We start from the raw sequence: 26,153 nt of genomic DNA, 5'->3' as shown, positions 1-26,153 counted from the left end.
TTCGGAACAACCGTCCTTGTGAAGGGCGGGGGGCCGTTTCTGCCCCTCACGCCCTGAAAGCGTCATCACACATGGATTGTACATACTGTTCTCAAGATGTTCATTTTTTCTTGTCTCAAGCCTGTTTTAGCTGTTTAAAAAATAGAGTAGTGATTCGGGCAGTTCCTTCTGCCAGAATCCCCAGAGGTGAACGCCGTCTTTCTCACGATAGGATACTGTGGCTCCGCGTTCTTCAAGCAGCGCCCTCGTCTTGCGGTTCATATCAACAAAGTCATAGACGCCTGTATCCGTCTTGTATTCCGTTTCTTGCAGTCCAACCACCATATTAATAGTAAGCCAGGAGAGATCCACTTCATCTTCAATCATTTCACGGGTCTCGGGATAAAAAGCGCCGGAAAGACTGAGGATACGGTTAAATATGGATGGATAAGCTAAGGCAAGGTGGAGGGAGACGCTACCTCCCAAAGAGTCACCAGCTAGAATGCGCTCAGCAGGCGTACGCCGTACCGGATAATTATGTTCAATGAAGGGAATAATTTCTTCGGCAAAGCAAGACAGGTATTGTTCAAAACGATTGCCGAATGGTGCGTATTCCTGGGTTCTAACTTTCACATCAACTTCAACGCCTACAATAATGAAGGGTTCGACATCTTCTTCGAGAATAAGTTGGCCCGCCAGTGTGGCGATTCGGCCGAAGTTGAAGAACTCCTCACCATCCTGGCAGTACACGACGGGATAACTGAGAATTTCATTGTAGCCGGGCGGAAGGTAGATTCGCAGCTTACGTTCCTCCTGCAGCGATTCGCTCCACAGGGTTTGTTTCACTATTGTACGTTTCAGAAAAACAGGCTCACTCATAGCTGTTCTTGTCACCTTTCTTGTCGAATTTTGCATTCCCGACGGCAATACGATAATATTACCAAGGGGTAAATGTGTCATACATCATTTACTTGCCAAAATGTATGGCGTCTGTTATATAATAAAATTAGACCTGTTATACATACAAAATTTATGGAAACATAAATTTTATGCGTATTTCTTTGACGAAACGGATAAAACAGGTGTATAATAATTCTATAACAGAGGCAACTGATATTCAAATTTTTTTGTTGAGGTGAAGATGATAATGAGTAAAGTTCCTTATGAAGTGTATACAGAGGACGTCGAGGCTCTTTCGGTACTTTCCCCGGATGGAGAAGTTATCAATAAAGATAAACTGCCTGCTCTTACTGATGATCAATTGAAGGAAATTATGTACCGTATGGTATTTACCCGTACTTGGGATGACCGTGCGGTGAACCTGGGCCGTCAAGGCCGCCTTGGTTTCTACGCACCGGTATCCGGTCAAGAAGCTACAATGATCGGTAGTGAGTTCGCGCTGCAGAAGGAAGATTTCATCTGCCCGGGCTACCGTGATATTCCACAGCTTGTATGGCATGGCCTCCCGCTGTACCAAGCGTTCCTGTATTCCCGTGGACACCAACATGGTGGACAAATTCCTGACGGTGTAAACGTACTGATGCCACAAATCATCATCGGTGCACAAATTCTGCACGCTACAGGGATTGCAATGGGCTTCAAATTGAAGAACCAAAAGAATGTTGCTATCACTTACACTGGTGACGGCGGTTCTTCCGAAGGTGACTTCTATGAAGGTCTTAACTTTGCTGGACGCTTTAAATTGCCTGTTATTTTCTTTGTTCAAAACAACGGTTACGCCATCACCACGCCATTCTCGAAACAAACAGCTTCCAAGTCTATCGCTCACAAAGCGGTTGCAGCTGGTATTCCGGGAATCAAGGTTGACGGTATGGACATTTTCGCAGTAATCAGCGCAGTTCAAGAAGCTGCTGAGCGTGCTCGTAACGGAGAAGGCGCTACTCTGATTGAAGCTGTAACTTACCGTTTCCGTCCACACTCCCTTTCTGACGATGCGAGCAAATACCGCTCTAAAGAAGAAGAAGGACAATGGAGCGAGAAGGACCCAATTGCCCGTCTTGCTAAGTATTTGGAGAAAAAAGGCCTTTGGACCGAAGAAGATACAGCACGCGTGAAAGAAGAAGCAAAAGCTACTGTTAACGAGCAAATCAAAAAAGCAGAGCAAACCGAAAAAATGACCGTTTCCGGCTTGATTGACAGCATGTTCGAGGCAACTCCGAAACATCTGGAAGAGCAAAAAGCCGATTTTGAATAAGGGGGATAACAGGCATGGCACAAATGAACTTGAAAGAAGCGATCCGTGACGGAATCCGCGTTGAACTGAATCGTGACCCTAACGTTCTCGTTTTTGGGGAAGATGTTGGTAATGTAGGCGGGGTATTCCGCACAACTGAAGGTCTGCAAAAAGAGTTTGGCGAAGATCGCGTATTCGATACGCCGCTGGCCGAGTCCGCTATCGGTGGTCTGGCTGTAGGTCTTGGTATCCAAGGCTTCCGTCCAATCGCAGAAATTCAATTTATCGGCTTTATTTATGAAGCTCTGGATCAAATCGTAATCCAAGCTGCACGTATGCGCTACCGTTCCGGCGGCAAATACAACTCTCCAATCGTATTCCGTACACCATTTGGTGGCGGTGTTAAAGCGGCTGAGCTGCACACTGACTCCCTGGAAGGTTTGATTGCTCAAAGCCCGGGTATTAAAGTAGTAGTTCCTTCTAACCCTTACGATGCTAAAGGTCTGATGATCGCTTCGATCCGCGACAACGACCCGGTATTCTTCATGGAACACCTTAACTTGTACCATGCTTTCCGCGCTGAAGTGCCTGAAGGTGAGTACACAGTTGAACTTGGCAAAGCTAACGTAGTTCGCGAAGGTTCCGATGTTACCATTATCGCTTACGGTCTGATGGTTCACACAGCTACTAAGGCTGCTGAACAGCTCGAGAAAGAAGGCATTTCTGCCGAAATTATCGACCTGCGTACCGTTAGCCCAATCGACATTGACACCATCATGGAGTCTGTGAAGAAAACAAACCGTGCAATTGTGGTACAAGAAGCTCAAAAGAGCTCCGGCGTAGCTGCAGAAGTTATTGCACAAATCAATGAAAAAGGTATCCTGCACTTGGAAGCTCCAGTGCTTCGTGTAGCTGGACCGGATACAATTTATCCGTTCGCTCAAATCGAAGATACTTGGTTGCCTAACCCTGCTCGTGTTATTGCAGGCGTGAAGAAAGTTCTGGAATTTTAAATAAATCACATCCCATAGTCTATTACCATTAAGGAGGTACTTGAACGTGGCTAAATACAACTACCCGTTCCCTGAGCTTGGCGAAGGCCTGCATGAAGGTGAAATTATTAAAGTGCATATCAAAGTCGGCGATAAAGTAACCGATGAAGATATTATTTTGGAAGTACAAAACGACAAGGCTGTAGTAGAAGTTCCTTGTCCAGTTAACGGTACCGTTCTTGAAGTATTTGCTAAAGATGGCGACATATTCCACGTAGGCCAAACTGTAGCTGTAATCGATGCAGAAGGCGATATTCCAGATGACGGAAATGCAGAAGCAGAAGCTGACGCAGCTCAAGGCAGTGCAAACACCACTTCTTCTCCTGCGGCAAGCAGCCCTGCTGATGCTAAAGAAGGCGGAGCAGCACCAGCAGCTGTACCAGCTCCTGACCGTGACGTTCTGGCTACACCAAGCGTGCGTAAATTCGCTCGTGAACAGGGTGTAGACATCTCCAAAGTCAATGGCACTGGTAAGAGCGGCAAAATCACTCGTGAGGATGTTGAAGCCTTCCAAAACGGTGGTTCTGTAGCAGCACCGGCAGCAGCATCTGCTGAAGCGCCTAAGGCTGAAGAGAAAGCTGCTCCAGCAGCAGCAGCTTCTGCAGGCAACGTGAGCCTGGAAGAAGAGCGCGTACCATTCAAAGGTATCCGTAAAGCGATCTCGAACGCTATGGTTAAATCGGCTTACACTGCACCTCACGTTACGATCATGGACGAAGTGGACGTAACTGAACTGGTAGCATTCCGTGCCCGCATGAAACCAGTAGCAGAGAAAAAAGGCGTGAAGGTAACTTACCTTCCGTTCATCGTGAAGGCACTCGTTGCAGCTTCCCGTCAATTCCCTGCGCTTAACGCTTCGATTGACGAAGAGAACAACGAAATTGTCTACAAGAAATACTACAACGTTGGTATCGCAACAGATACTGATAACGGTCTGATCGTTCCAGTTATCAAAGATGCTGATCGTAAGAGCATCTGGATGATTGCTAGCGCCATTAGTGACCTTGCACTGCGTGGTCGTGAAGGCAAGCTGACTCCGAACGAAATGAAAGGCAGCTCCATCTCGATCTCCAACATTGGTTCCGCTGGCGGTATGTTCTTTACTCCAATCATCAACTTCCCTGAAGTTGCGATCCTGGGTACAGGCCGTATCACTGAGAAACCAGTTGTTAAGAACGGTGAAATCGTAGCTGCTCCTGTAATGGCATTGTCCCTGAGCTTTGACCACCGTATCATCGATGGCGCAACAGCACAGAATTTCATGAACTACATTAAGACCTTGCTTGCAAATCCTGATATGCTAGTTATGGAGGTGTAATAATATGGTAGTGGGAGACGCTTCACTCGATATTGATACATTAGTCATTGGTGCAGGTCCCGGCGGATATGTAGCAGCCATTCGTGCAGCTCAGCTTGGTCAAAAAGTGCTTATCGTAGACAAATCGGAACTCGGCGGCGTGTGTTTGAACCGTGGTTGTATTCCGTCCAAAGCACTGATCGCAGCAGCTCACTCTTATGAATCTGCACAACACGCTGACGTTTACGGTGTAACAGCTGAGAACGTAAAAGTAGATTTTGCTAAAACACAAGAGTTCAAGAACAAAGTAGTTAAGCAAATGACTACTGGCGTAACTGGCCTCTTGAAAGGCAACAAAATCGAAATCTTCAACGGTGAATGCATGTTCATCAGCGAAACTGAAGCACGGGTATTCAACGATCACGAATCTCCGCGTTACCGTTTCAAGAACTGCATCATTGCTACAGGTTCCCGTCCAATCGAACTGAAACCATTCCCGTTCGGCGGTCGTATTCTGTCTTCCACTGAAGCGCTTGAGCTTCCGGAAATTCCGAAGAGCCTGATCGTTATCGGCGGTGGCTACATCGGTGCTGAGCTGGGTCAAATGTACTCCAAGTTCGGTACTAAAGTAACCATCATCGAAGGTATGGACACTGTACTGCCTGGCTTCGACAAAGACATGACTCGTCTGGTTGCCAAGAACATGGCGAAGACTGGTATCGAGATCGTGACTAACGCTAAGGCTGAAAGTGCAGAGCAAACGGACAAGGATGTAACCGTGAAGTACTCCGTGAACGGTGAGTCCAAAGAAGTTACTGCAGAGTACCTGCTGGTAACTGTTGGCCGTCGTCCAAACACAGATGGCGAGCTGGGTCTTGACCTGATCGGCGTTGAGCTTGACGAGCGCGGTCTGATCAAAGTTGACCACCAAGGCCGTACCAACATTCCGCACATCTTCGCGATCGGCGACATTGTTCCTGGTCTGGCTCTGGCTCACAAAGCTTCCTACGAAGGTAAAGTGGCTGCTGAAGCGATCGCAGGACACACATCCGTGGTTGACTACAAAGTCATTCCGGCTGTGGTCTTCACAGATCCTGAGTGCTCCAGCGTTGGCTTGACTGAGAAAGAAGCTAAGGATAAAGGCTACAAAGTGAAGAGCGGTAAGTTCCCGTTCGCGGGCAATGGCCGTGCAGTTTCCCTGAACGGTGCAGACGGCTTCATCAAGATTGTAGCTAACAGCGAGAACAACCTTGTACTCGGCGCGCAAATCGTCGGTATCGAAGCTTCCAACTTGATTGCTGAGCTGGGTCTGGCAATTGAAATGGGTGCTACGCTTGAAGATATCGCATTGACTATCCATGCTCACCCAACCCTTGGCGAAATCGTCATGGAAGCGGCTGAACTGGTTGAAGGTCATCCGATTCACATCTTGAAATAGTATTATAATCGGCCTGCATGTCAGGCTGTTGAAGAGAGCGAGGACGCAATATGCGTCCTCGCTTTTTTTTGTCATTTATTTGTTCGTGATTAAGTCTGAAATTAAAATACCGTTTATTTTTAATCCTGTAATATCACAATCGGTGATCTCAACATTTGTTAAATCACAATTTCGTAATTGCCCATTAGAAAGGTTGCAGTTATGAAAACTTACTGATTTATACTGCCCATCGGGATTATAATTTCCGTCCCCCTCCATAGGAAGAACAACATTATGAAACTCTGTTCCAAAAAGATGAACGTGGTCAATAACAGCGTGGCTAAAATTAGCATCCTGAAGCCTTAAACCTGACATATTCACATCATTAAAAGTCATTTCCCCATTCTCATATCTCCTTTGCTAATAAATTAAATGGCGTTCGTAACTTCGACACATATTGTGCATATTCCTTTATTATCCAACTCTTTTATCTTTGTTGCTTTGAGAAAAGAGTCTTTCCATTTACTAGTAAATAGGCGGTGTTATAATAGAGGAATTAATTATGATTGAATGTCAGTAGGAGGCAACTATATGTCGCAAGAGAAGAGGAGATATCTATGAGACCAGAAAAACTGCAGCCAGGCGATGAAATTCGCATTATTTCACCTTCGAGAAGCTTATCTCTAATCGCACCAGAACAAAGGGAAGAGGCCAAACAGCAGCTTGAACGGCTGGGCTTCACTGTTTCATTCTCCAAACACGCACTAGAAGCGGATGAGTTTGTATCTTCATCCATTGAATCACGGGTTGCCGACCTTCATGAGGCCTTCCTGGACCCGAATGTCAAAGGCATTTTGACAACCATCGGTGGGTTTAACGCTAATCAACTGCTTCGGTACCTGGACTATTCCTTGATTGGGGCTCATCCTAAGCGCCTGTGCGGTTACTCTGATATTACGGCATTAAGTAATGCGATCTATGCCAAAACTGGGCTGATTACCTATTCAGGGCCACACTTTTCCACGTTTGCTATGCAGCAAGGCAACCAATACACCGTTGAGTATTTCCAAAGGATGATGTTGCTGGATCAGAAAGTAGCTGTGGAGCATGCGGAGGTTTGGAGCGACGATGAATGGTATTTGGATCAAGAGAAGCGCGAATTTATCAAAAATGAAGGGCCGTATGTCATCAATGAAGGCCAAGCAGAGGGTACAATTATCGGTGGCAATCTCTGTACCTTGAATCTCCTGCAAGGAACCGAATATATGCCGAGTCTCAAGAACGCTATCCTCTTCCTGGAGGATGATTATGAGTCACAGCCAGTGACCTTTGATCGGGATTTGCAATCCCTTATCCATCAACCCGGTTTTGAGCAGGTAAGAGGCATAGCCATTGGCAGATTTCAAAAGGGTTCAGGTATGACAAGAGCGCTACTAACCAGAATAATCAAAAGTAAACAGGAGCTGAGACATCTTCCCGTTGTAGCCGATGTAGATTTCGGACATACTTCTCCTATGATTACTTTTCCGGTAGGTGGTCGGGCAAGCCTGCAGGCTGGCGTACAGAAGCTTGAACTATGTATTGCTGAATGAAATTGGTTCAAGTTCATCTACATAGAATTAATTTAATCACTCCGGGGTCGTTCATGAGCCCTTCCCAGCACACTTTTCACGGACGTTAATGAGACAGGGGGCCCCTAACTTAGGTTGGGCAAAAAGAGGCTTACAGACAGCTCTGAACGGGTGAATAATCAACACGAACGATATGCGAGGACTTAATGATGAGTATATGGAGCTACAAGGGCGATTTACACCTATTGTTACAAGGGTAAGTGGATAGTTCTGTTATCTTTAGTGCTTTTCTCAAAATCCTGCAATAAAGGGAGCGAGACAGTTCTGTTTTTCTCGTTTTCTACAGTTTGGCAAGTTACAAGCAGGATCAGGTCGTGGTAAACTAATAGAACGGACGAAATGATGAGCTGCTCCTTTGGGAGTGGCTTTACGTTTCTCGATAGACATATTCAAGGTTAGATAATGGTTAATGAGAGAACCTTATATGTAAGTTATCAAGGAAAAGGGGCGTTAAGCTTTGCGCAATTATTTGGAATTACTTCAGGATGTTTTGGACAACGGGGTGGAAAAAAGTGACCGGACAGGGACTGGTACTCGGTCTGTTTTTGGACGGCAGCTGCGGTTTGATCTTAGTAAAGGTTTCCCGCTCGTAACGACGAAACGCATTCACTTGAAATCGGTCGTACATGAGCTGCTGTGGTTCTTGAAAGGCGAGACTAACATCTCCTACCTCAAAGAGAACGGAGTATCGATCTGGGACGAATGGGCGGACGAGAACGGCGATCTGGGGCCTGTCTATGGTTCGCAGTGGAGAGCCTGGGAGAGCGCGGATGGACGCCATATTGACCAGATTACGAGCGTTATCGAGGCTATTAAGAACAACCCGGATTCGCGCCGGCATATCGTCAGCGCCTGGAACGTAGGCGAGATCGAGAATATGAAGCTGCCGCCTTGCCACTTTGTGTTTCAATTTTATGTTGCGAACGGCAAACTGTCCTGCATGCTCACCATGCGTTCGGTGGACACGTTCCTGGGTCTACCATTTAATATTGCCAGCTATGCGTTACTGACCCACATGGTCGCCCAGCAGACTGGTCTGGAGGTTGGTGAGTTCATTTGGTCGGGTGCGGATGTGCATATTTATACAAATCACTTGGAGCAGGTTGCAACTCAGCTGCAAAGAGATCCGTATCCGTTGCCAACGCTGAAAATTAACAGAAAACCGGACAGTATTTTCGATTATGTCTTTGAGGACTTCGAGTTCGAAGGGTATCAGCATCATCCGGGAATCAAGGCACCGGTAGCGATCTAACATCGAAGCAAAGGAGAGATGGAAATGAGCATCAGCATGATCTGGGCTATGGACGTTAAGGGTGTGATCGGCAAGGATAACAGCATGCCTTGGCATTTGCCACGGGATTTTGCCTTCTTCAAGAGCGAGACGATGGGGAAAACGATGCTGATGGGCCGCAAAACGTGGGATTCGCTGGGCGGTAAGCCGCTGAAAGGCAGAACGAGTATTGTGCTGACCAGAGATCACAGCTTCACTGCTGAAGGGGCAGAGGTGGTGCATTCGCTGGAGGAGGCGCTTGAAGCTGCGAAGCGTACGGATGAGTTGATGGTCATCGGCGGAGCTGAGATTTACCGGATCGTGCTGCCTTATGCAGACAAGCTGATCGTGACCCGCATAGAGCATGATTTTGCCGGGGATACCTTCTTTCCAGATGTGAATTGGGATGAATGGAAGGAAGTCTCCAGTACACCTGGGATCAAAGATGAGAAGAATCCGTATGATTACCGTTTTGTAGTCTATGAACGTACGGAGCTGGCGTAAAAGCGTTTTCTCTAACACAACATGTGAAATAGTACAAATAATCAGCAGATTAATCCATTACAGTGCAAAAGTCTGGAATGCTAATATAATTAAAATTAGAAATTGCTAAACGATAGAATGCACAGGACTAAAGTTGCACTGTTCACGACATCATTAAGCCACAGGTATGCTACAATATACTATAGATATCAACACGAAGAGAACGGATGGGGGAAACGTAAACATGTCTACACCTACAGGTTTTATGGAGTATAAACGCCAGCTCCCAGGTGATCGTGATCCTGAGCAGCGGGTAAAAGATTGGGAAGAGTTCCACCACCATTTATCCGAGGACGAGCTTCGGACACAGGGTGCACGCTGCATGGATTGCGGAACCCCTTATTGTCATACCGGTATTGATATGGCTGGCGGAACCTCAGGTTGCCCTGTACACAACCTGATTCCGGAATGGAATAATCTGGTTTATCGCGGGTTGTGGCAAGAAGCGCTGGAGCGCCTGCACAAGACGAATAATTTTCCTGAATTCACTGGTAGCATCTGTCCTGCTCCATGTGAGGGCTCATGTACGGTCGGCCTGATCGGCCAACCGGTAACGATTAAGACCATCGAGCTAGCAATTATCGACAAGGGTTTTGAAGAGGGCTGGGTGGTACCGACACCTCCGGAGAAACGTACTGGCAAGAAAGTTGCAATTGTTGGTTCTGGTCCGGCAGGTCTGGCTGCTGCTGCACAGTTGAACAAAGCGGGGCATACCGTTACGGTATACGAACGCAATGATCGTATCGGCGGACTTCTGACCTACGGTATTCCAACCATGAAACTGGATAAACGCGTAGTGCAGCGTCGTGTGGATCTGCTTGCTGCAGAAGGTGTGAACTTTGTGGTGAACACTGAGATCGGCAAGGATATCCCGGCACAACAGCTGGTGGACGAGTTCGATGCAGTTGTACTTTGCGGCGGAGCGACCAAGGCACGTCAGTTCAACGTAGAAGGCAGTGACCTGAAAGGCGTTATGTACGCAATGGATTATCTGAATGGAACGATCAAGAGCTACCTGAATTCCAACCTGGAAGATGGCAACTTCGTATCCGCAGCTGGCAAGGACGTCATCGTTCTGGGCGGCGGGGATACCGGTTCCGACTGTGTTGCTACATCACTTCGTCATGGCTGTAACAGCATCACCCAGTTTGGTACGCATGAGAAGGCTCCACTGGAGCGTGATCCGATTGCTAACCCTTGGCCGCAGTTCCCGAATGTGTATACCCTTGATTATGCACAACAGGAAGCTAAAGCAGTATTCGGTGATGATCCGCGTGAGTTCTCAATCATGACGACCAAATTCGTCGGAGATGAGGAAGGCAACCTGAAGGAAGTACACACGGTGAAAATTCATCGGACGGTTGATGAGACTGGACGCAAAATCTATCAGCCGATCCCGGGTACAGAAACTGTACTGCCTGCACAATTGGCACTGATTGCTATCGGATTCGACGGACCTGAACAGGATCTGGTTCAAGCGTTGAACCTGGAAACGGACCGTCGCACGAACGTGAAGGCACGTTATGGCAAGTTCAACACTAACGTGGAGAAAGTATTTGCTGCAGGTGACATGCGTCGTGGACAAAGCCTGGTGGTATGGGCGATCAACGAAGGGCGCGCAGCTGCCCGTGAAGTTGATAAATTCCTGATGGGCTCCACTGTACTTGTCTAAGAATACTATTATAAAAAAGTAATTTACTTATACGAAGAGACCGTCTTCTCAGTTCTCAGAACTGGGGAACGGTCTCTTTTGTGTTACACAGCGGCTTTAGATACTGGATGCTTTCGTTTAAAAATAAAATCCTCTTCTTGACGAATTCCATGTCATCGTATAAATTAATTACAATCTATGTAAGTTGAACTTTATTCAGCTTGTAACCATATCGAAAAATGCATGGACCAAGGATCTGCAGTCCCATCATCGTTGGAACAGAGAGGGAACCCACCGGGTGAAAGGTTCCTCATAACGAGCGGAGTGCATCCTGCCTTGGAAGCAGCAGCGCGTGAGAAAGTACAAACGCTGCCGGACTCGGCCGTTATCCGATGGAGGACTGCCACGTTTGTTTGCGGCAGTTGAAACAGGGTGGTATCACGACGCATTCGTCCCTGACGAATGCGTCTTTTTGTTTTTTCTGGCGAAGGTTATGGCAGGTGTCAGACAATGAACAGCTTTTTTTATAAGGAAATCAGGAGGACGATGAAAATGCGCCAAAGCAATCTGTTACTTAATACTTTACGAGAGGCTCCGGCGGAAGCGGAAACAGCTAGTCATGGCCTGCTGCAGCGGGCCGGTTATATCCGGCAGCTGGCTGCCGGGATTTATAGCTATCTGCCGCTTGGCCGGCGTGTTCTGCACAAGTTGGAGAACATTGTGAGAGAAGAGATGGACAAGGCCGGAGCCCAGGAAGTGCTGCTGCCAGCGATGCAGCCTGCTGAACTGTGGCAGGAATCAGGCCGGTTCGGGGTATATGGCAAGGAGTTGATCACTCTGCAGGATCGCCATGACCGGGAATTCGTGCTCGGTCCAACACATGAGGAAGTTATCACTACATTGGTACGTAATGAGATCAGCTCTTACCGGAAGCTGCCGGTTACGCTGTATCAGATCCAGACCAAGTTCCGTGATGAACGACGTCCCCGCTCGGGACTGCTGCGGGGCAGAGAGTTCTTGATGAAGGATGCTTACTCCTTCGATAACGGATGGGAGAGCTTGGACCAATCTTATCAGACGATGTTTAACGCGTACCATCGGATCTTTGAACGTTGCGGACTGATCTTCCGTGCGGTGGAGGCGGATTCGGGGGCGATTGGCGGTGAAGGCGGCAGCCATGAATTCATGGCACTTGCAGATATCGGCGAAGATACCGTTGCTGCCTGTACGGCATGTAATTATGCAGCCAATCTGGAGCAGGCCGAATCTGCAAAGACAAGCGAGCAATTGGCGAAAGTGGAGGCAGACCTGCCAGCCGTAGAGAAATTCCATACGCCAGGCCTACGCACCATCGAACAGCTTGCAGCAGCGGGGCTGCAGCCTCAGGAGATCATCAAGACCCTGATCTACTCCGGCGGAGGCAAAGTATTTGCCGTTCTGGTCAGGGGCGATCATGAAGTCAACGAGATCAAGGTGAAAAAAGCGGTGGGAGCTGAGGAGATTGCGCTCGTGAGCTACGAGAGTGTCGAAGCGGCGGCAGGGACGGAGAGTGGCTTTATTGGTCCTGTCGAGCTGCTGATTCCGCTGCTCGTCGATGCAGAGGTAGCAGCTATGGCACATGGAGTAGCCGGCGCTGGCGAAGTAGATTACCATCTTCGTTATGTAGTGCCTGGTCGGGATTTTAGTCTGGGTCAGGTAGGTGATTTCCGAAATGTGGCGGAAGGAGACAGCTGCCCACGCTGCGGCTCAGGAGAGCTAAAATTCCATCATGGGATTGAAATCGGACATGTCTTCAAGCTAGGAACCAAATACAGTGAGAAGCTGGGTGCACGCTATCTAGATCCTTCTGGTAAAAATACGGATATGATCATGGGCTGTTACGGCATCGGTATTTCCCGGCTGCTCGCCGCCGTAGTGGAGCAGAACCATGATGATCATGGGATAAGCTGGCCTGCGGCGTTGGCGCCATTCCAGGTACACATTTTGCTGATGTCGGTGAAGGATGAAGCCCAGCGCACAGCTGCGGAGAATCTCTATACGGCGCTGAGTGAACATGGTATTGAAGTGCTGCTCGATGATCGGGATGAGCGTCCAGGCGTGAAATTCAAGGATGCCGAGCTGATTGGCCTTCCATTCACCGTTGTGATCGGTAAGGGAGCTGCCGAAGGTCAGGTCGAGCTTATTGAGCGCAAGGTGCTGACGAAGGAAAGCATGGGTCTTGATGATGTTATTCACCGTATCACAAATAGTGGTACAGCGGTGAATTAAGCTTTTGGCGAGATTGAAAGGGAAGAATAGTTAAAATTAATTTCCTATTTACAGTAAATATTTGTAAACTGTATACTAAGTTCAATTAGAATATGATTAAACGCAATGATTGGGAGTATTAAGGATTAACTATTGCCCAGAGAGCTGTCGGTGGGTGCAAGACAGTCAATGGTTCCCCCAACTCACCCATGAGCGGTAAGGTCGAACATTTGTAGATCTTAACGGTTAATCTCCGTAATCGGGTTTTAAGATTCGTTGTCTTTTTACTTATAACAACGATCAAGAAGAGTGGTACCGCGAAGGTTAAGCCTGTCGCCTCTTTGTAGGCGATAGGTTTTTTGTTTTTCTGCAAAAAACAGTTAATGAGAGGTGTTTGGTCAATGGATAATATTATTGATTATTACTCCCAATTTGATGAGTGGGGGAGGTTGGATCGAGAGCCGCTTGAGTTTATTATTAATCTGCATTTTATAAAACAGTATTTAGCTTCATCCGGAACTGTATTAGATAATGGCGCAGGACCAGGTAAATACTCAATAGAGCTAGCGAAGCTTGGATATAACGTAACTCTATCTGACCTAACACCTAAGTTAGTTGAAATAGCGAAACAGAAGGTATCCGAATTAGGATTGACAGAACAGTTTAACGGTTTTCATGTATTAAATGCAACACATTTAGAGGGGATACCAGACGAGACCTATGATGCTTCTTTGATGCTTGGTCCTCTATACCATTTACAAAAGGAAGAGGAACGAATATCAGCAATTAGGGAGTTACATCGTGTAACAAAGCGGAACGGCATCGTTTTTGTCGCTATCCAAAGTCGGATGAGAATGACAATTACATCTTTACAATATCCACAATTTTGGAAGCCCAATGATAACTTGGATACAATAAATGAGTTCTACGAGACCGGGGTGTTCAATCATAACGATAAAGGTCGATTTACAGGAGCGTTTTATTTTAACATTGATGAAGTAAAACCTTTTATGGAGAAGAATGGATTCGATACGATAGATTTAATTGGTTCTTCAAGCATCGCTGCAATGCTCTCAAATGAACAAAAGCAGTATTGGGTAGACCAAGGTGAATATGATAGAATGGTTAATTTTCTCATTTCCATTGCTAAAGATCCATCCGTATTGGGAATTTCATCTCATTTGCTATATATAGGGAGAAGAAAGTAATATGTAAATAATTATACAAACTCAACATATCAGGAGGTCGTGAAATCAAAGAGGAAAGTGGAATAGACACCACTGTCAGCCATTTAATTAGTGTTGTTTCCAACACGGCGATTCATAAATGGTATGACGGTGTGACTGATGTTCCGACGAAGGTTATGTTTGATTTTGTGTGCAAAGCTGTGGGCGGAGAGTTAGCTACTTCTGATGAAACGAGCGAGTGCAGGTGGGTTCCCAAGGAAAGTGTTCTGGATTTGATTACTTTACCTGCAATCCGCATGCGTTATGAAGCTTATTTGAACTTTAACGGCTCTGTGAATTATATGGAGTACGTCACTGCAACAACATCTGAATGTAGTGTTGAGCTTCAAAGACATATTTAGTTTAGTCGCACAAGAGGTCTATATGCGAGTTTTATCATTTCAAAACGGACATAAACTCCTGATCATCCCAGACATCTGAAAATTCTGGTTGTTCCTTAAACATTTCAATATAGCGGCCTCTCATGTTCAGGTTGTCGACGATTTCATTTTCAGCCATGGCCAAATGATGCAGAGTTTGCATACGATCTTTTTTCGATGACCAGATACATATTGCCAAAAAATAATGCGTGATCCCGCCGGAGCCGTGTTTTATGATAAATTCGAATAAAGGCTGTGCTTGCTGATATCGACCAGCCCATAAAAGACAGGCTCCGAGATCATTAGCGATAAACTTCTTCTTGTCGATATCAAGCGAGTCCGTTTCAAGTAGAGCCATAATATGCTGTACCTGTTGATCGTAGCTTTCCCAATCTTGTTTTTTTCGGAAAACCTCCAGCTTTATTGTGGTGGCGCCCAGCCAAAAAATAACCCGCTCTGGCCATTGTGCAGACTCATCCACGACTTTCATCAGACGTTCTGACTCTTTCATTGCTTCATCCATTTTATTGTGGAATGCTAAATGTTCGCCGGCTGTCCTAATATAGGACGCTCGATTTTTACGGTTCTCTTCAGTTGGCTCTATTGAATTGATGATATTGTAATAAATGTCAAACCATTCGGTCATTCTGTTCACGCACGCCCAGCAATGTGCTTGTGTACCATCGAACATAACAGCTGGCCATTCTTTTTGTTCACAGTTCGCCTTTGTCCAATGTAGAAACATGAGTTGTTCGTCTACTGTCTCCTGACATTTTTTTAATAGTGCCAATGTATCAACTAGTTCCCAGTGAGCCCAAAACCGTTCGTCTCGCTCCAGAGGTTCACGCATGTAAACTCTTAAGTGATCTTCACGTTCCTTTAACCCTCCATCACCTAAGAAGCTCAAGATTCGGTGCATTAGTCGGACTGCTTCCTTTGTGTATCCGTTCAAAGCGATGTCAGACAATACTTGTTCCCGGGCAGTCATCAATAGTGTCTCGTCCATATCGAGCGGGTTGATTTCCTTGAAATGACAGTACTCATCAAACAATGAACGTGCAGAACCAATTGTCATTCATTCTCCCCCTGTGTGCATTTGGATTAATATGGAATATTACAGATATTATATTTGAGTGATATTAGACCGGTCAACACTGGAGGTTTGGTGTGAAAAAAAGATATGTTATTATTTTACTATTGATTTTTGGTATATTACTGTTAATTGGCTATAATAGGTACTTTTATAATTTCAAAAGCCTTGATAACGCAACACAATTTCTAGATCCCATAGAATCACCAGACGGTCAATATAAAGCTAACGCGTATTATTTAGAGTATGGCGGTGCAGCAGGTGGGGTAATGTATATTATCGAGGTTGAACAAACTCAGACTGGTAAGAAGAAAAAGGTATATTCAAGTAACCATAAAGATGATTTTTCGCTATCTTGGAAATCCTCTGACATCCTTTCTATAAAGAATGAAAGTCCTAAATATAATGACTATAGAAATATTGATTTGAATGTAAATACAGATATCTATGAAGAATCAGGAGCTGCTTGCCGAAGTCTATTGCTTAAAGGGAACTTCGAAAACTGCTACCAAGCGGAGGGCATTAAGGTGGGTCTTATTTTTAAATTGCTTGGTTTTTGAACTGACGAGTAGAGGAGTTTAATTCATACTTAAGTTAGATGAAGTACTAATACGGTAAAATCACGCCTATAGGGGGCTTGGGATGTATCGGAAAAAGGCATTTATAATACTTGCTATGGGACTTTTAGTTTTACTGGTAGTGTTCGTCTATGTAACTCCTTTTGCAGGAAACCTTGTAGCAAAAACAAGGCTTGAAGGATATGCTAGGAGCGTTGGGGTTAAAATTATAAAAAAATCCCCACCGCTACCCAGTGTTACTTCGGGGCAAACTCAAATTCCAGTTATTCAGAGAAGTTATTGTTGGGGCAATTTAGGATGTGTGGATTATGTAGGGGGAAGTACAATGTTAAAGGGGGTTACTCCTACTGCTATAACATCTGAAGGGGATATTAAAGTTTCTTTTGCTTATAAACCAGCACCTAATGAGTTGGATGTTCAGCAATTTATCGATGATAAAACAATACAAATCCCTTTAAATAAGGGCTCTTTTAATGCTCCCAAAGAACAAGGTACTTATTACTATTGGATTCGAGCGCTCTGGAAAACAGATGATGGTAAATCTTCGAAAGGTGATACTTCAGCAGTTTTTGTTATTGAAGTTAAATGATTGAACTTACGGGATATGAGAACTAAAAGAGCATTAGGAGAAGCGATCGATTTAAATAATCGTTTTCCTTTGTTGTGCTTATACGCAGGAAAATTGAATAAGGATGCCACGGCAGCTGACCATAAATCAGCTGCCGTTTTTATTAGGCTAAGAACAGGTTCGTTTAGTGCTATTATCTGCGCAAACTCATTTTACACTGTAGTTCAAAGCTTTAAGAATATTAAAATCAGACGAAACAATATGGAGGAATTTACAATATTATCTTGTATATCATTCCCATTAGTGTTATACATGTAATATAACAAATATGGGGGTGATGCGAAATGAAATTGCTTCTACATGTCAACATCGCACATACTTAATGATCGCTTGCACTAATGCTGATGTGCTGCTAATGCGCCTCTTTCCTTGAAGTGCTATCGAAGGCCAAGAAACCGTCGGTGTTGCTGTTCATATGGCTGCGTCATTATCATAACCGTTCCGGTGATCGAAATTAGGGAAGGAGAATTCAAATGATGAAAAGCCGATGGAAAATCGTAGCTATGCTATTCTTGTGTCTGCTTATGCTGTTAACCGCCTGCGACGACAACACACCAGTGGCTGAGATGCAGAACGTAGCAGAGGCACTGAATACGTCTGAGGTAACCGAGCCGATCGCTGTCCCAACAACCGTGCCGACGGCGGCAATGGACTCACCTTCGAATGAAGCTTGGCTTACATACGAAATTACCCGGAAGGTTGCAAAGGAGAAGGCGGATCTCCTGACGAAAAATTACGATACGAACAGCGTGCAGTACGCTATTATCGATCATGGCAACATCGTCGTATCCGGCCAAACTGGCAAGAATGATGAGCAGGGACAGAAGCCGCTCACGAAAGACACAATATACGGGATCGGCTCGACGAGTAAAATGTTTACCACGGTTGCCGTCATGCAGTTGGTCGACCAAGGGAAAATCGATTTGGATACGCCTGTCGTCCAGTACATCCCCGAGTTTACGATGACAGATGAACGCTACAAACAGATTACGCCGCGCATGCTGCTTAATCATTCTTCCGGTCTGAACGGATCATCGTTTATAGACGCCGTTTTATTCGAAGATAACGATACTTATGCCCACGACACACTGCTGAAGCAACTGGCCGGGCAGACCTTGAAAGCAGACCCGGGTGCTTACTCGGTTTACTGCAATGACGGGTTTACACTGGCCGAGATTCTGGTCGAGCGTGTCAGCGGTATGAACTTCACCTCTTATATCCATCGATATATTACGGAACCTCTAGGTATGATCAATACGAATACGCCGCTCGATTCTCAGGACAAAGCGCAGATGGCGGGGCTCTATTATCCTACTTACATAGGGCAACTTCCCAACCAGTCGGTTAACGTGATTGGAACGGGAGGCATCAATTCCACGGCAGAAGATTTAGTTCGATTCTCGCAAATTTTCACAGGGCGAGCAGAGGAAGTCTTGTCGGGCAAATCGGCTGCGGCCATGACGCAAGAAGAGTATAAGACACCTTTGTGGCCTGACAATGCGGATAACTCAATCGCATACGGTCTTGGCTGGGACAGTGTCAATCTGTATCCCTTCAGCGAATACGGAATAAAGGCACTGACCAAAGGCGGGGACACGCCTCTCATTCATTCCTCGCTCGTCGTGCTTCCCGAGCAGGACATAGCAGCAGCTGTCGTCTCTTCCGGCGGAAGCAGTACGAGCAACCAGCTTCTGGCGAACGGAATCCTGTTACAAGCGCTTAAGGAGAAAGGGATATTTGCCGAATTCAAGCCTGAGAAATCGTACGGCGCTCCGGTAAAGGCTGATATGCCAGAGGCCATGCTGGAGTATTCGGGAATCTATGGTATGTATACTGGGACGTTAAACATCGATATTAACAAAAGTGGCGTCATGTCCATCACTTCGGAGCAATCGCCTGATCATCCAGCTGAAATCTACGAGTATTCGTCAGACGGTACGTTCCTCAGTGCAGATGGGAAAGGGATGATTAGCTTCGTGACAGAGGAGAACGGCCGCACCTACCAATGGCTTCGTCGATACATTTCGTTACCGGGTCTAGGGCAGGGGGCAATATCCATGTACAATGCTGAGAAGCTTCAGCCTCAAAATCTTCCGGAAAAGACAAAAAAAACATGGATGCAGCGTGACGGCAAGAAGTATTATTTGCTGAATGTGAAGTATACATCGATCTATTATTTGGTGTCGCCGCCCATCCCATTGAACATGTCAAAACAATTGCCGGGATATGTGCTCGATAAGCGAATAACCGGCCAGAATTCAGCTGTCTCCGAACTGCAAATCCCGGGATTGAACGGGCGTGATCTCTCAAGTCTTGCGTTCTTTACACAAGATGGCGTTGAGTACTTGAATCTTGGTGGATTCATCTTAGTGAACGAGGATGCCGTGAAGCCTTTTAACTTTGCTAAGAAGTCAACCGTTACGATTCCACCCGATGGATATGCCAAGTGGTATACGATAAAAGAGGAAGACGGGGGCAAGACCGCCCAGGTGAACATGTCCTCGAACGCCTCCTTCGCTGTTTATGATGCGAAGGGAACATGCATTTACTTCAGTGTCATCGGAGGCAAGGAACAGGTCGAACTGCCTGTGGGAGGATCGATTGTTTTTGCCGGGGATGCCGGTACGAAGTTCGAGATTTCCGCGCAGTAACGTCGCAATAGGAGTTTCATAACTTGGGAGATATAGTCCTGCGTATAAGAAAGAAGATTCTTCAAGAAAAGTTGGACGAATTGGAGGTGGAAATATCAGGAATTTGAAACTCAACATTTTGGAGTGATTAAATGTATAGAGTCAAAAAGGTGATTTGTTTTTCTTTATTGCTAATAGTCCTTTGTATTGGGTATTCATTGTATTATTTTAATCAATATTATATTAAAGATGCAAATGTATCTATTCAATCTAATTTGAATGAGTGGTTAAACAGAGGGAAAACGGAACATATTAGTGCTAACCTTATAAAGGTTGTACGAGTAAATCATTCAAATTCATATATCGCATTATTTCGTTTGGAAAATGATGATATAGGATACTCGCACTTAATTAAAGGGTTGAATGGAAAATACAAGATTGAACTAGCAGGATACGGGACTAATGAAGTATCGTACGTAAATATAAGGACAAATGAAGGTGAGTATGGAATTTTAATCGGGAAAAATCCTGGTTTAAAAATTAATCATATAGTTACTAAATTAGTATATGAAGAAGTTAGTTTTACAACGGATGTTTCTAAAGAGGAAATGTTTGTAAAGTATGAGAAGCTATCAAGTGATTTTAAAAAAACATTTCCTGCCGAATTAATTTATTATGATGAAAACAATATAATAATCAATTAAAAATCTGAATCAAAATATAATCAGGTGATGTAACCAATACGGTAAAATCACGCCTATATTTATGTTAAAGGGGCTTGGGATGCGTCGAAAAAAAGCATTTATTATACTTGTTACGGGATCTTTAGCTTTACTGGTTGTGTTCATTTATTTAACGCCTTTTGTAGGAAACCTTGTAGCAAATACAAGACTTGAAGGATACGCTAGGAGCGTTGGTATTAGAATTATAAAAAAATCCCCACCTCTACCAAGTGTTATTTCAGATCAAACTCAAATTCCAGTTATTCAGAGTAGTTATTGTTGGGGCAGTGTATGCGCGGATTATGAAGGCGGAATTACAATGTTAAGAGGGGTTGCTCCTACTGCTATAACACCTGATAGAGATATTAAAGTTTCTTTTGCTTATAAACCAGCACCTAATGGGTTGTATATTGAGCAATTTATCGATAATACAACAATACAAATCCCTTTGAATAATGACTCTTTTAATGCCCCAAAAGAACAAGGGACTTATTACTATGGGATTTCAGCGGTCTGGACAACAGAAGATGGTAAATTTTCAAAAGGCAGTACATCAGCAGGTTTTGTTATTGAAGTTAAATGATTGAACTAACGGAACAAGAAAGCTCAATAAGCATAATGCTACCAACGATAATTATTGGGCTATAGTTATTTTACTTTCTTCCCGCAACATTAACGAAATAACAAATAAAATCCATGCAGTCCTCGCTTAAGAACAATTTGATTCATCCGAAAACGAAGTAAAGCATTGAGCAAAAGGAGAACGACAGTTGAATCAAACAAGGAGAAGTTTGCCAAGGTAGCTGATCATAAAAATCAGCTGCCTTTTTTATTAGACTAAGCGCAGGATTGTTTAGTATTATTGCCTACGCAAACCCAAGTGACACTATGTTCAAAGCTTTAAGAATATTAAAAATTATACGAAATAAGATGGAAGAATTTACAACGGAATCTTGTATATCATTTCCATGTGTGTTATATATGTAATATAACAGATGCGGAGGTGATGCGATATAGAACTACTTCGACTCCCTCATTCTATTACATAAGGCAAACGTACTTGCGGTCGACTTGCATTTGTATAGCATTATCGACCCCACTTGCATCTTGAAGACACACAGCAACTGTCATAAGGAGGGATATTTTTGTTTATAGAGCTCGATCTGCAATCGGAAACCCCCATCTACACACAGCTGGTTGACCAAATCATCGAGGGGATCGCTTCTGGTGCTTTGCAGCCGGGGGATCCGCTTCCGTCGATCCGGAGCTTGGCGGAGGACTTAGGAATCAATCTCCACACCGTCAATAAAGCCTACAATTTGCTCAAGCAAGAGGGCTTACTCCAAGTACACCGAAAGAAGGGCGTTATCATTCAGCCCGACGGGATGCCTGGCGTGACGGAGGATTTCGAAGAGAAGCTCAGGCGGCAGCTGCGGTCTCTTGCAGCCGCCGCCGCGGTGCGGGGCATGTCGGAAGAGGCATTCGCAGAGGAGAGCAAATCGGTGTACCGGGATATGATTACAAATCGTGGAGGGGAACAACGTTGAAACAAGAAGCCATGATCATAATGTCCGGCAGTTATTTTATGCTTACGCTGATGCTCAGCTTACAGGCCTTTATCGGCTTGCGGACCCTGCTGTTCGGCATTGTCTTGCCGGTTGAGGCCTTGCAGGACGCGGCCGTCCGAGTCATTCGTCGGAATTACGCTTTGCTTACCAGCGGTTTTGCGGTTGTCATCGGAGGCGCTTGCTTTTTATGGGTGCGTCATCAACCGGTGCGGAGTCTCCTAATTTGGACGACAGCCCTCTTGCTTTTAATATTTGCGTCTTTCTTCGCTACGTGGATCAGCCGAAGGTCCGCAGAGCGCTTGAAGGCAGCAAGAGGCTGGGAGGTTGTCGTGCAGACGAAGCGCGCAGCGAGCCTCGGGATTGGCCGGACGCATGGAGCGGTGCTGAATTCTTGGTGGTATTCAGCAAATGTCGCCGTGATGGCGTTATGCATTTTCTTTGCTATTGCGAGGTGGGATACGATTCCGGGGTGGTTGCATCTCGGAAGGCATGACTTTTACAAATCCGTATGGACCGTGTTCGCGTTGAACATCGTGCAAGCGCTGAATATCACCTTTTTCGTTTGTTATAATCTGGTGATCAAGCGAGCCAGGACATCGCTGGATCCCCAGGACCGGAAGGGTTCTTTGGAAAAACAGTTGAAGCACAAGAAAATCCATTCCATTCTGACTTGGACTGCTTCGCTCCTGATGGTTATATTCGTAGGGGTGGAGCAAGCCATAACGTTGTATGGCTGGAAGGAGAACTTGCTTTTCCTCTCCGGTATGCTGCTTTGTACAGTACTCTTCTTGGCACTGATCGGCGTTATGCTTTACCTGCGAATCAAAGGTATTGATCAGGTAAGGGACGTTCCGTCGATGGAGGAGAGGCACTGGAAGTGGCTCGGCAGCATTTATGTGAACCCAGAAGATCCGGCGTTGATCGTTCCGAACATTCACGGTTTCGGCTGGACGATCAATATGGCCAATCCGCTCAGTAAGATCATAGTCGCTGCGATCCTGGCTGTGCCGGTAATTGAATATATCCTTATGTTTCCTATTTTAAACAAATAAACATTGGGAAGGAGCGTTCAAATGAGAAAAAACCGATGGATCATGGCAGCTGTGCTATCCGCGTGTTTGCTACTAACCTCCTGGGGCGAAAACACTGCACTGGCAGACATGCACAACATTGCAGTGGCACCGAATACATCTGAGGTGATCGAGTCAGGCGCTGTATCTTTAACTGCGAAAACGGCAGTAAAAGATTCGCCTTCGAACAAGGCTGTGCTCACCTACGAAGCAACCAGGAAAACTGCAAAGGAGAAGGCAGATCTCCTCACGAATGCTTACGGCACGAATAGCGTGCAGTACGCGATTATCGATCATGGCAACATCGTCGTATCCGGCCAATCCGGCAAGAATGACGAGAAGGGACAAAAGCCGCTCACGAAAGACACGATGTACGGGATCGGCTCAACGAGTAAAATGTTTACTGCGGTTTCCCTCATGCAGTTGGTCGACCAAGGGAAAATCGATTTGGATACGCCGGTCGTTCAGTATATCCCCGAGTTTAGAATGAAGGATGAACGCTACAAGCAGATTACGCCGCGCATGCTGCTGAATCATTCTTCCGGTCTGAATGGATCGTCGCTAACGAATGCTTTTTTATTCGAAGATAACGATACTTACGCCCACGACACACTGCTGGAGCAATTAGCAGGTCAGACTTTAAAGGCTGCCCCGGGCGCTTATTCGGTTTATTGCAATGACGGATTTACGTTAGCCGAGATTCTGGTCGAACGAGTCAGCGGCATGGACTTTACCTCATATATTCATAAATTTATTACACAACCTCTAGGTATGGCTAATACGAAGACGCCACTTGATTCTCCAAGCACAGCGAGGATGGCGGGACTCTTTTATCCCACCTACCCAGGACAACTTCCGAACGAGACAGCCAATGTGATCGGAGCGGGAGGCATCTACTCCACAGCGGAAGACTTGGCTAGATTCTCTCAAATTTTTACAGGTAAAGCGGAAGAAGTTTTGTCAGGAAAATCGGCTGCGGCCATGGCGCAAAACGAATACGAGACGCCTTTGTGGCCTGACGATACGGCCGCCTCATTCGATTACGCTTACGGTCTCGGTTGGGACAGCGTCAATCTGTATCCATTCAGCGAATACGGGATGAAGGGGCTGACCAAAGGCGGGGACACAATTCTCTATCACTCTTCGCTCGTCGTGCTTCCCGAACAGAACTTGGCGGCAGCGGTTATCACTTCTGGAGGGAACGCTACGTTCGACCGGCTTATGGCGAACGAAATCCTGCTTCAGGCGTTGAAGGAAAAAGGGACAATAGCCGAATTCAAGCCTGAGAAATCATTCGGTGCGCCGGTCAAGGGGAATATGCCGGAATCCGTGCTGCAGTATTCGGGAATTTATGGCGCGACCAATGTAACGATAAAGGTAGATATCACCAAAGGCGGCGTCATGTCTATCACTTCGGAGCAGTCACCCGGTAATCCGGCCCAAATCTTCGAGTTCTCAGCGGACGGCACGTTTCGGAGTGCAGACGGGAATGCGAAGATCAGCTTCGTGAACGAGGAGAACGGCCGCGTCTACTTATGGATTCGTCAATACGTTTCGTTGCCAGGCCTTGGGCAGATGTCTATATCAGTGTACAATGCCGAGAAGCTCCTCCCCTCAAATCTACCAGCAGAGACAAAAGCAGCATGGAGTCAGCGTGACGGCAAGAAATATTATCTGCTGAATGAGAAGTACACGTCGATTGGTTATCTGGGTACAGGAATCATCCAATTGAATGTGTCGAAGCAATTGCCGGGGTATGTGCTCGATAAGCGAATTACAGGCCCGAATACGGCCGTCTCCGAATTGCAAATTCCGGGAATGAGCGGGCGTGACCTCTCAGGTTATACGTTTTTTACAGAGAATGGCGTTGAGCACCTTAATATTGGTGGAAGCATCTTGGTGAACGAAAACGCCGTGAAGCCTATCTACGTCGCTAAGAAATCAATCGTTACGATTCCGCCCAGCGGATACGCCAGGTGGTATACGATAAGTGACAAAGACGGGGGAAAAAGCATTAAGGTGAACATGTCCGCGAACGCCTCCTTTGCCGTTTATAATGCGAAGGGAGCATGCACCTACTTCAGTGTCATCGGAAGCAAGGATAAGGTGGAACTGCCGGCGGGAGGAACGATTGTTTTCGCCGGAGATGCCGGCGCGAAGTTCGAGATTTCGGCGCAGTAGCATCGCAATAGGTATTAAGAAGGCAGTCGATCTAAATGGTCGGCTGCCTTTATTCAGCTAACAGGCATCAGGGAGAGTTTACTTATAATAAAAAAGCACCCCAAATATTTAAATTTCTTAAGTTAAACTTATAGAGATCTTATATTACCTGGAGGTGTGTTTATGCGAAATATAGATTACATAAATTATTATTGGCAAGATGATGAAGTTAGATTGCGTTCAATACAGGCTGATGATTGGGAGAGTTCGTATCTAAGTGGATTCGATACCCCTGCTAGACGTTTTCTAGAATGTACTATTGAATTACCGCCTACAATTTCAGAAGCAAAGAAGTTTGTAGAAGACAACGCTGGATTTTCCTCCACTAATGGGCGAATCATGTTTACAATTGAAAATTTGAACGGTGAAAATGTAGGTGGGATCAATCTAAATAGCATTGACGAAAGAAACGGAACATTCAGTATAGGTATAGTAATAGATAAAGAGTATCGTGGTAAGGGTTATGGTACAAGAGCTATGAAAATCCTTCTGAAATATGCTTTTCTGGAAAGAAGACTTAATAAATTTAATGACTACGTTCTTGAAGGGAATGAAGCATCTGCGAAAATGATGCAGAAGCTTGGTTGCGTTCAAGAAGGTGTACGTCGGCAAGTGGTTTATATAAATGGTCAATATTTAGATTTTATTTTGTTTGGATTAACTAAAGATGAATATATCGAGAAGCATAAAGAGATTAACCACCTTACTTGAAGTGGCTCTATGTTTATATCCTGATATAACCACAATAGCTGTATAGAAG

At 45.5% G+C, this 26,153-nt stretch carries 22 protein-coding genes and 1 other annotated feature; of the genes, 19 read left to right on the top strand and 3 right to left on the bottom strand.

What is annotated here, in order from left to right:
- Positions 1-126: 126 nt before the first annotated feature.
- The gene (locus AC3Y23_RS24135) at positions 127-858 is read right to left on the bottom strand and encodes an alpha/beta hydrolase (RefSeq protein ID WP_379203883.1); all 732 of its coding nucleotides are present in this window, start codon (positions 856-858) and stop codon (positions 127-129) included.
- A 268-nt stretch (positions 859-1,126) separates the two neighbouring features.
- On the opposite strand from AC3Y23_RS24135, the gene pdhA reads away from it, so the two are divergent.
- The 4 genes from pdhA to lpdA are packed head-to-tail and all read left to right on the top strand — an operon-like array spanning position 1,127 to position 5,960.
- A complete protein-coding gene (gene pdhA / locus AC3Y23_RS24130) occupies positions 1,127-2,194 on the top strand; it encodes a pyruvate dehydrogenase (acetyl-transferring) E1 component subunit alpha (RefSeq protein ID WP_175373251.1) in 1,068 nt (355 codons plus the stop codon).
- 14 nt (positions 2,195-2,208) lie between these two features.
- A complete protein-coding gene (locus AC3Y23_RS24125; RefSeq protein ID WP_379203881.1) occupies positions 2,209-3,186 on the top strand; it encodes an alpha-ketoacid dehydrogenase subunit beta in 978 nt (325 codons plus the stop codon).
- Between the two features lie 46 nt (positions 3,187-3,232).
- The gene (locus tag AC3Y23_RS24120) at positions 3,233-4,543 is read left to right on the top strand and encodes a dihydrolipoamide acetyltransferase family protein (RefSeq protein ID WP_379203879.1); all 1,311 of its coding nucleotides are present in this window, start codon (positions 3,233-3,235) and stop codon (positions 4,541-4,543) included.
- A gap of 4 nt (positions 4,544-4,547) precedes the next feature.
- A complete protein-coding gene (gene lpdA / locus AC3Y23_RS24115) occupies positions 4,548-5,960 on the top strand; it encodes a dihydrolipoyl dehydrogenase (RefSeq protein WP_379203877.1) in 1,413 nt (470 codons plus the stop codon).
- A gap of 75 nt (positions 5,961-6,035) precedes the next feature.
- Here the strand turns inward: lpdA and AC3Y23_RS24110 are convergent, their stop codons facing one another.
- The gene (locus tag AC3Y23_RS24110) at positions 6,036-6,335 is read right to left on the bottom strand and encodes a pentapeptide repeat-containing protein (RefSeq protein ID WP_379203875.1); all 300 of its coding nucleotides are present in this window, start codon (positions 6,333-6,335) and stop codon (positions 6,036-6,038) included.
- A 221-nt stretch (positions 6,336-6,556) separates the two neighbouring features.
- Here AC3Y23_RS24110 and AC3Y23_RS24105 point away from each other — a divergent pair, with 221 nt between their 5' ends.
- The 6 genes from AC3Y23_RS24105 to AC3Y23_RS24080 all read left to right on the top strand — a co-directional run bounded on the left by AC3Y23_RS24105 (position 6,557) and on the right by AC3Y23_RS24080 (position 14,489).
- Complete coding sequence (locus tag AC3Y23_RS24105; protein ID WP_379203873.1) at positions 6,557-7,531, top strand: S66 family peptidase; 975 nt, start codon at positions 6,557-6,559, stop codon at positions 7,529-7,531.
- A gap of 496 nt (positions 7,532-8,027) precedes the next feature.
- Complete coding sequence (thyA, locus tag AC3Y23_RS24100; protein WP_379203870.1) at positions 8,028-8,822, top strand: thymidylate synthase; 795 nt, start codon at positions 8,028-8,030, stop codon at positions 8,820-8,822.
- A 24-nt stretch (positions 8,823-8,846) separates the two neighbouring features.
- Positions 8,847-9,344 (top strand): dihydrofolate reductase, encoded by a 498-nt coding sequence (locus tag AC3Y23_RS24095; RefSeq protein WP_379203868.1) that lies wholly within the window; start codon positions 8,847-8,849, stop codon positions 9,342-9,344.
- A gap of 223 nt (positions 9,345-9,567) precedes the next feature.
- Complete coding sequence (locus AC3Y23_RS24090; protein ID WP_379203866.1) at positions 9,568-11,055, top strand: glutamate synthase subunit beta; 1,488 nt, start codon at positions 9,568-9,570, stop codon at positions 11,053-11,055.
- 531 nt (positions 11,056-11,586) lie between these two features.
- Complete coding sequence (locus tag AC3Y23_RS24085) at positions 11,587-13,302, top strand: proline--tRNA ligase (RefSeq protein WP_379203864.1); 1,716 nt, start codon at positions 11,587-11,589, stop codon at positions 13,300-13,302.
- Positions 13,303-13,398: 96 nt separating this feature from the next.
- Positions 13,399-13,625 (top strand) — a binding site (T-box leader).
- Between the two features lie 57 nt (positions 13,626-13,682).
- Positions 13,683-14,489 (top strand): class I SAM-dependent methyltransferase, encoded by an 807-nt coding sequence (locus AC3Y23_RS24080; protein WP_379203862.1) that lies wholly within the window; start codon positions 13,683-13,685, stop codon positions 14,487-14,489.
- 414 nt (positions 14,490-14,903) lie between these two features.
- Here AC3Y23_RS24080 and AC3Y23_RS24075 read toward each other — a convergent pair whose 3' ends face one another.
- Positions 14,904-15,962 (bottom strand): hypothetical protein, encoded by a 1,059-nt coding sequence (locus AC3Y23_RS24075; protein WP_379203860.1) that lies wholly within the window; start codon positions 15,960-15,962, stop codon positions 14,904-14,906.
- Between the two features lie 92 nt (positions 15,963-16,054).
- Between AC3Y23_RS24075 and AC3Y23_RS24070 the strand changes: the two genes are divergently transcribed.
- The 9 genes from AC3Y23_RS24070 to AC3Y23_RS24030 all read left to right on the top strand — a co-directional run bounded on the left by AC3Y23_RS24070 (position 16,055) and on the right by AC3Y23_RS24030 (position 26,104).
- Positions 16,055-16,537, top strand: a complete 483-nt coding sequence (locus AC3Y23_RS24070) for a DUF5412 family protein (RefSeq protein WP_379203858.1) — start codon at positions 16,055-16,057, stop codon at positions 16,535-16,537.
- An 82-nt stretch (positions 16,538-16,619) separates the two neighbouring features.
- Positions 16,620-17,144: a hypothetical protein gene (locus AC3Y23_RS24065; protein WP_379203856.1), complete on the top strand. Its 525-nt coding sequence runs from the start codon at positions 16,620-16,622 to the stop codon at positions 17,142-17,144.
- A 512-nt stretch (positions 17,145-17,656) separates the two neighbouring features.
- On the top strand, positions 17,657-19,834 hold the full coding sequence (locus AC3Y23_RS24060) for a serine hydrolase domain-containing protein (RefSeq protein WP_379203854.1): 2,178 nt from the start codon (positions 17,657-17,659) through the stop codon (positions 19,832-19,834).
- A 131-nt stretch (positions 19,835-19,965) separates the two neighbouring features.
- The gene (locus AC3Y23_RS24055; RefSeq protein WP_379203852.1) at positions 19,966-20,517 is read left to right on the top strand and encodes a hypothetical protein; all 552 of its coding nucleotides are present in this window, start codon (positions 19,966-19,968) and stop codon (positions 20,515-20,517) included.
- A 79-nt stretch (positions 20,518-20,596) separates the two neighbouring features.
- Positions 20,597-21,118: a hypothetical protein gene (locus tag AC3Y23_RS24050; protein WP_379203850.1), complete on the top strand. Its 522-nt coding sequence runs from the start codon at positions 20,597-20,599 to the stop codon at positions 21,116-21,118.
- 562 nt (positions 21,119-21,680) lie between these two features.
- Positions 21,681-22,082, top strand: coding sequence for a GntR family transcriptional regulator (locus AC3Y23_RS24045; RefSeq protein ID WP_379203848.1), 402 nt, complete (start codon positions 21,681-21,683; stop codon positions 22,080-22,082).
- Positions 22,079-23,155, top strand: a complete 1,077-nt coding sequence (locus tag AC3Y23_RS24040; protein WP_379203846.1) for a DUF5808 domain-containing protein — start codon at positions 22,079-22,081, stop codon at positions 23,153-23,155. The genes AC3Y23_RS24045 and AC3Y23_RS24040 overlap by 4 nt, the downstream gene beginning before the upstream one ends.
- Positions 23,156-23,176: 21 nt before the next feature.
- Positions 23,177-25,354, top strand: coding sequence for a serine hydrolase domain-containing protein (locus AC3Y23_RS24035; RefSeq protein WP_379203844.1), 2,178 nt, complete (start codon positions 23,177-23,179; stop codon positions 25,352-25,354).
- A gap of 162 nt (positions 25,355-25,516) precedes the next feature.
- Positions 25,517-26,104, top strand: a complete 588-nt coding sequence (locus AC3Y23_RS24030; RefSeq protein ID WP_379203841.1) for a GNAT family N-acetyltransferase — start codon at positions 25,517-25,519, stop codon at positions 26,102-26,104.
- Positions 26,105-26,153 lie beyond the last annotated feature (49 nt).

The sequence above is a fragment of the Paenibacillus sp. MAHUQ-45 genome (assembly GCF_058133325.1).
The sequence above is the reverse complement of the archived record's forward strand: the minus strand, read 5'-3'. Positions and strand labels throughout refer to the sequence as shown.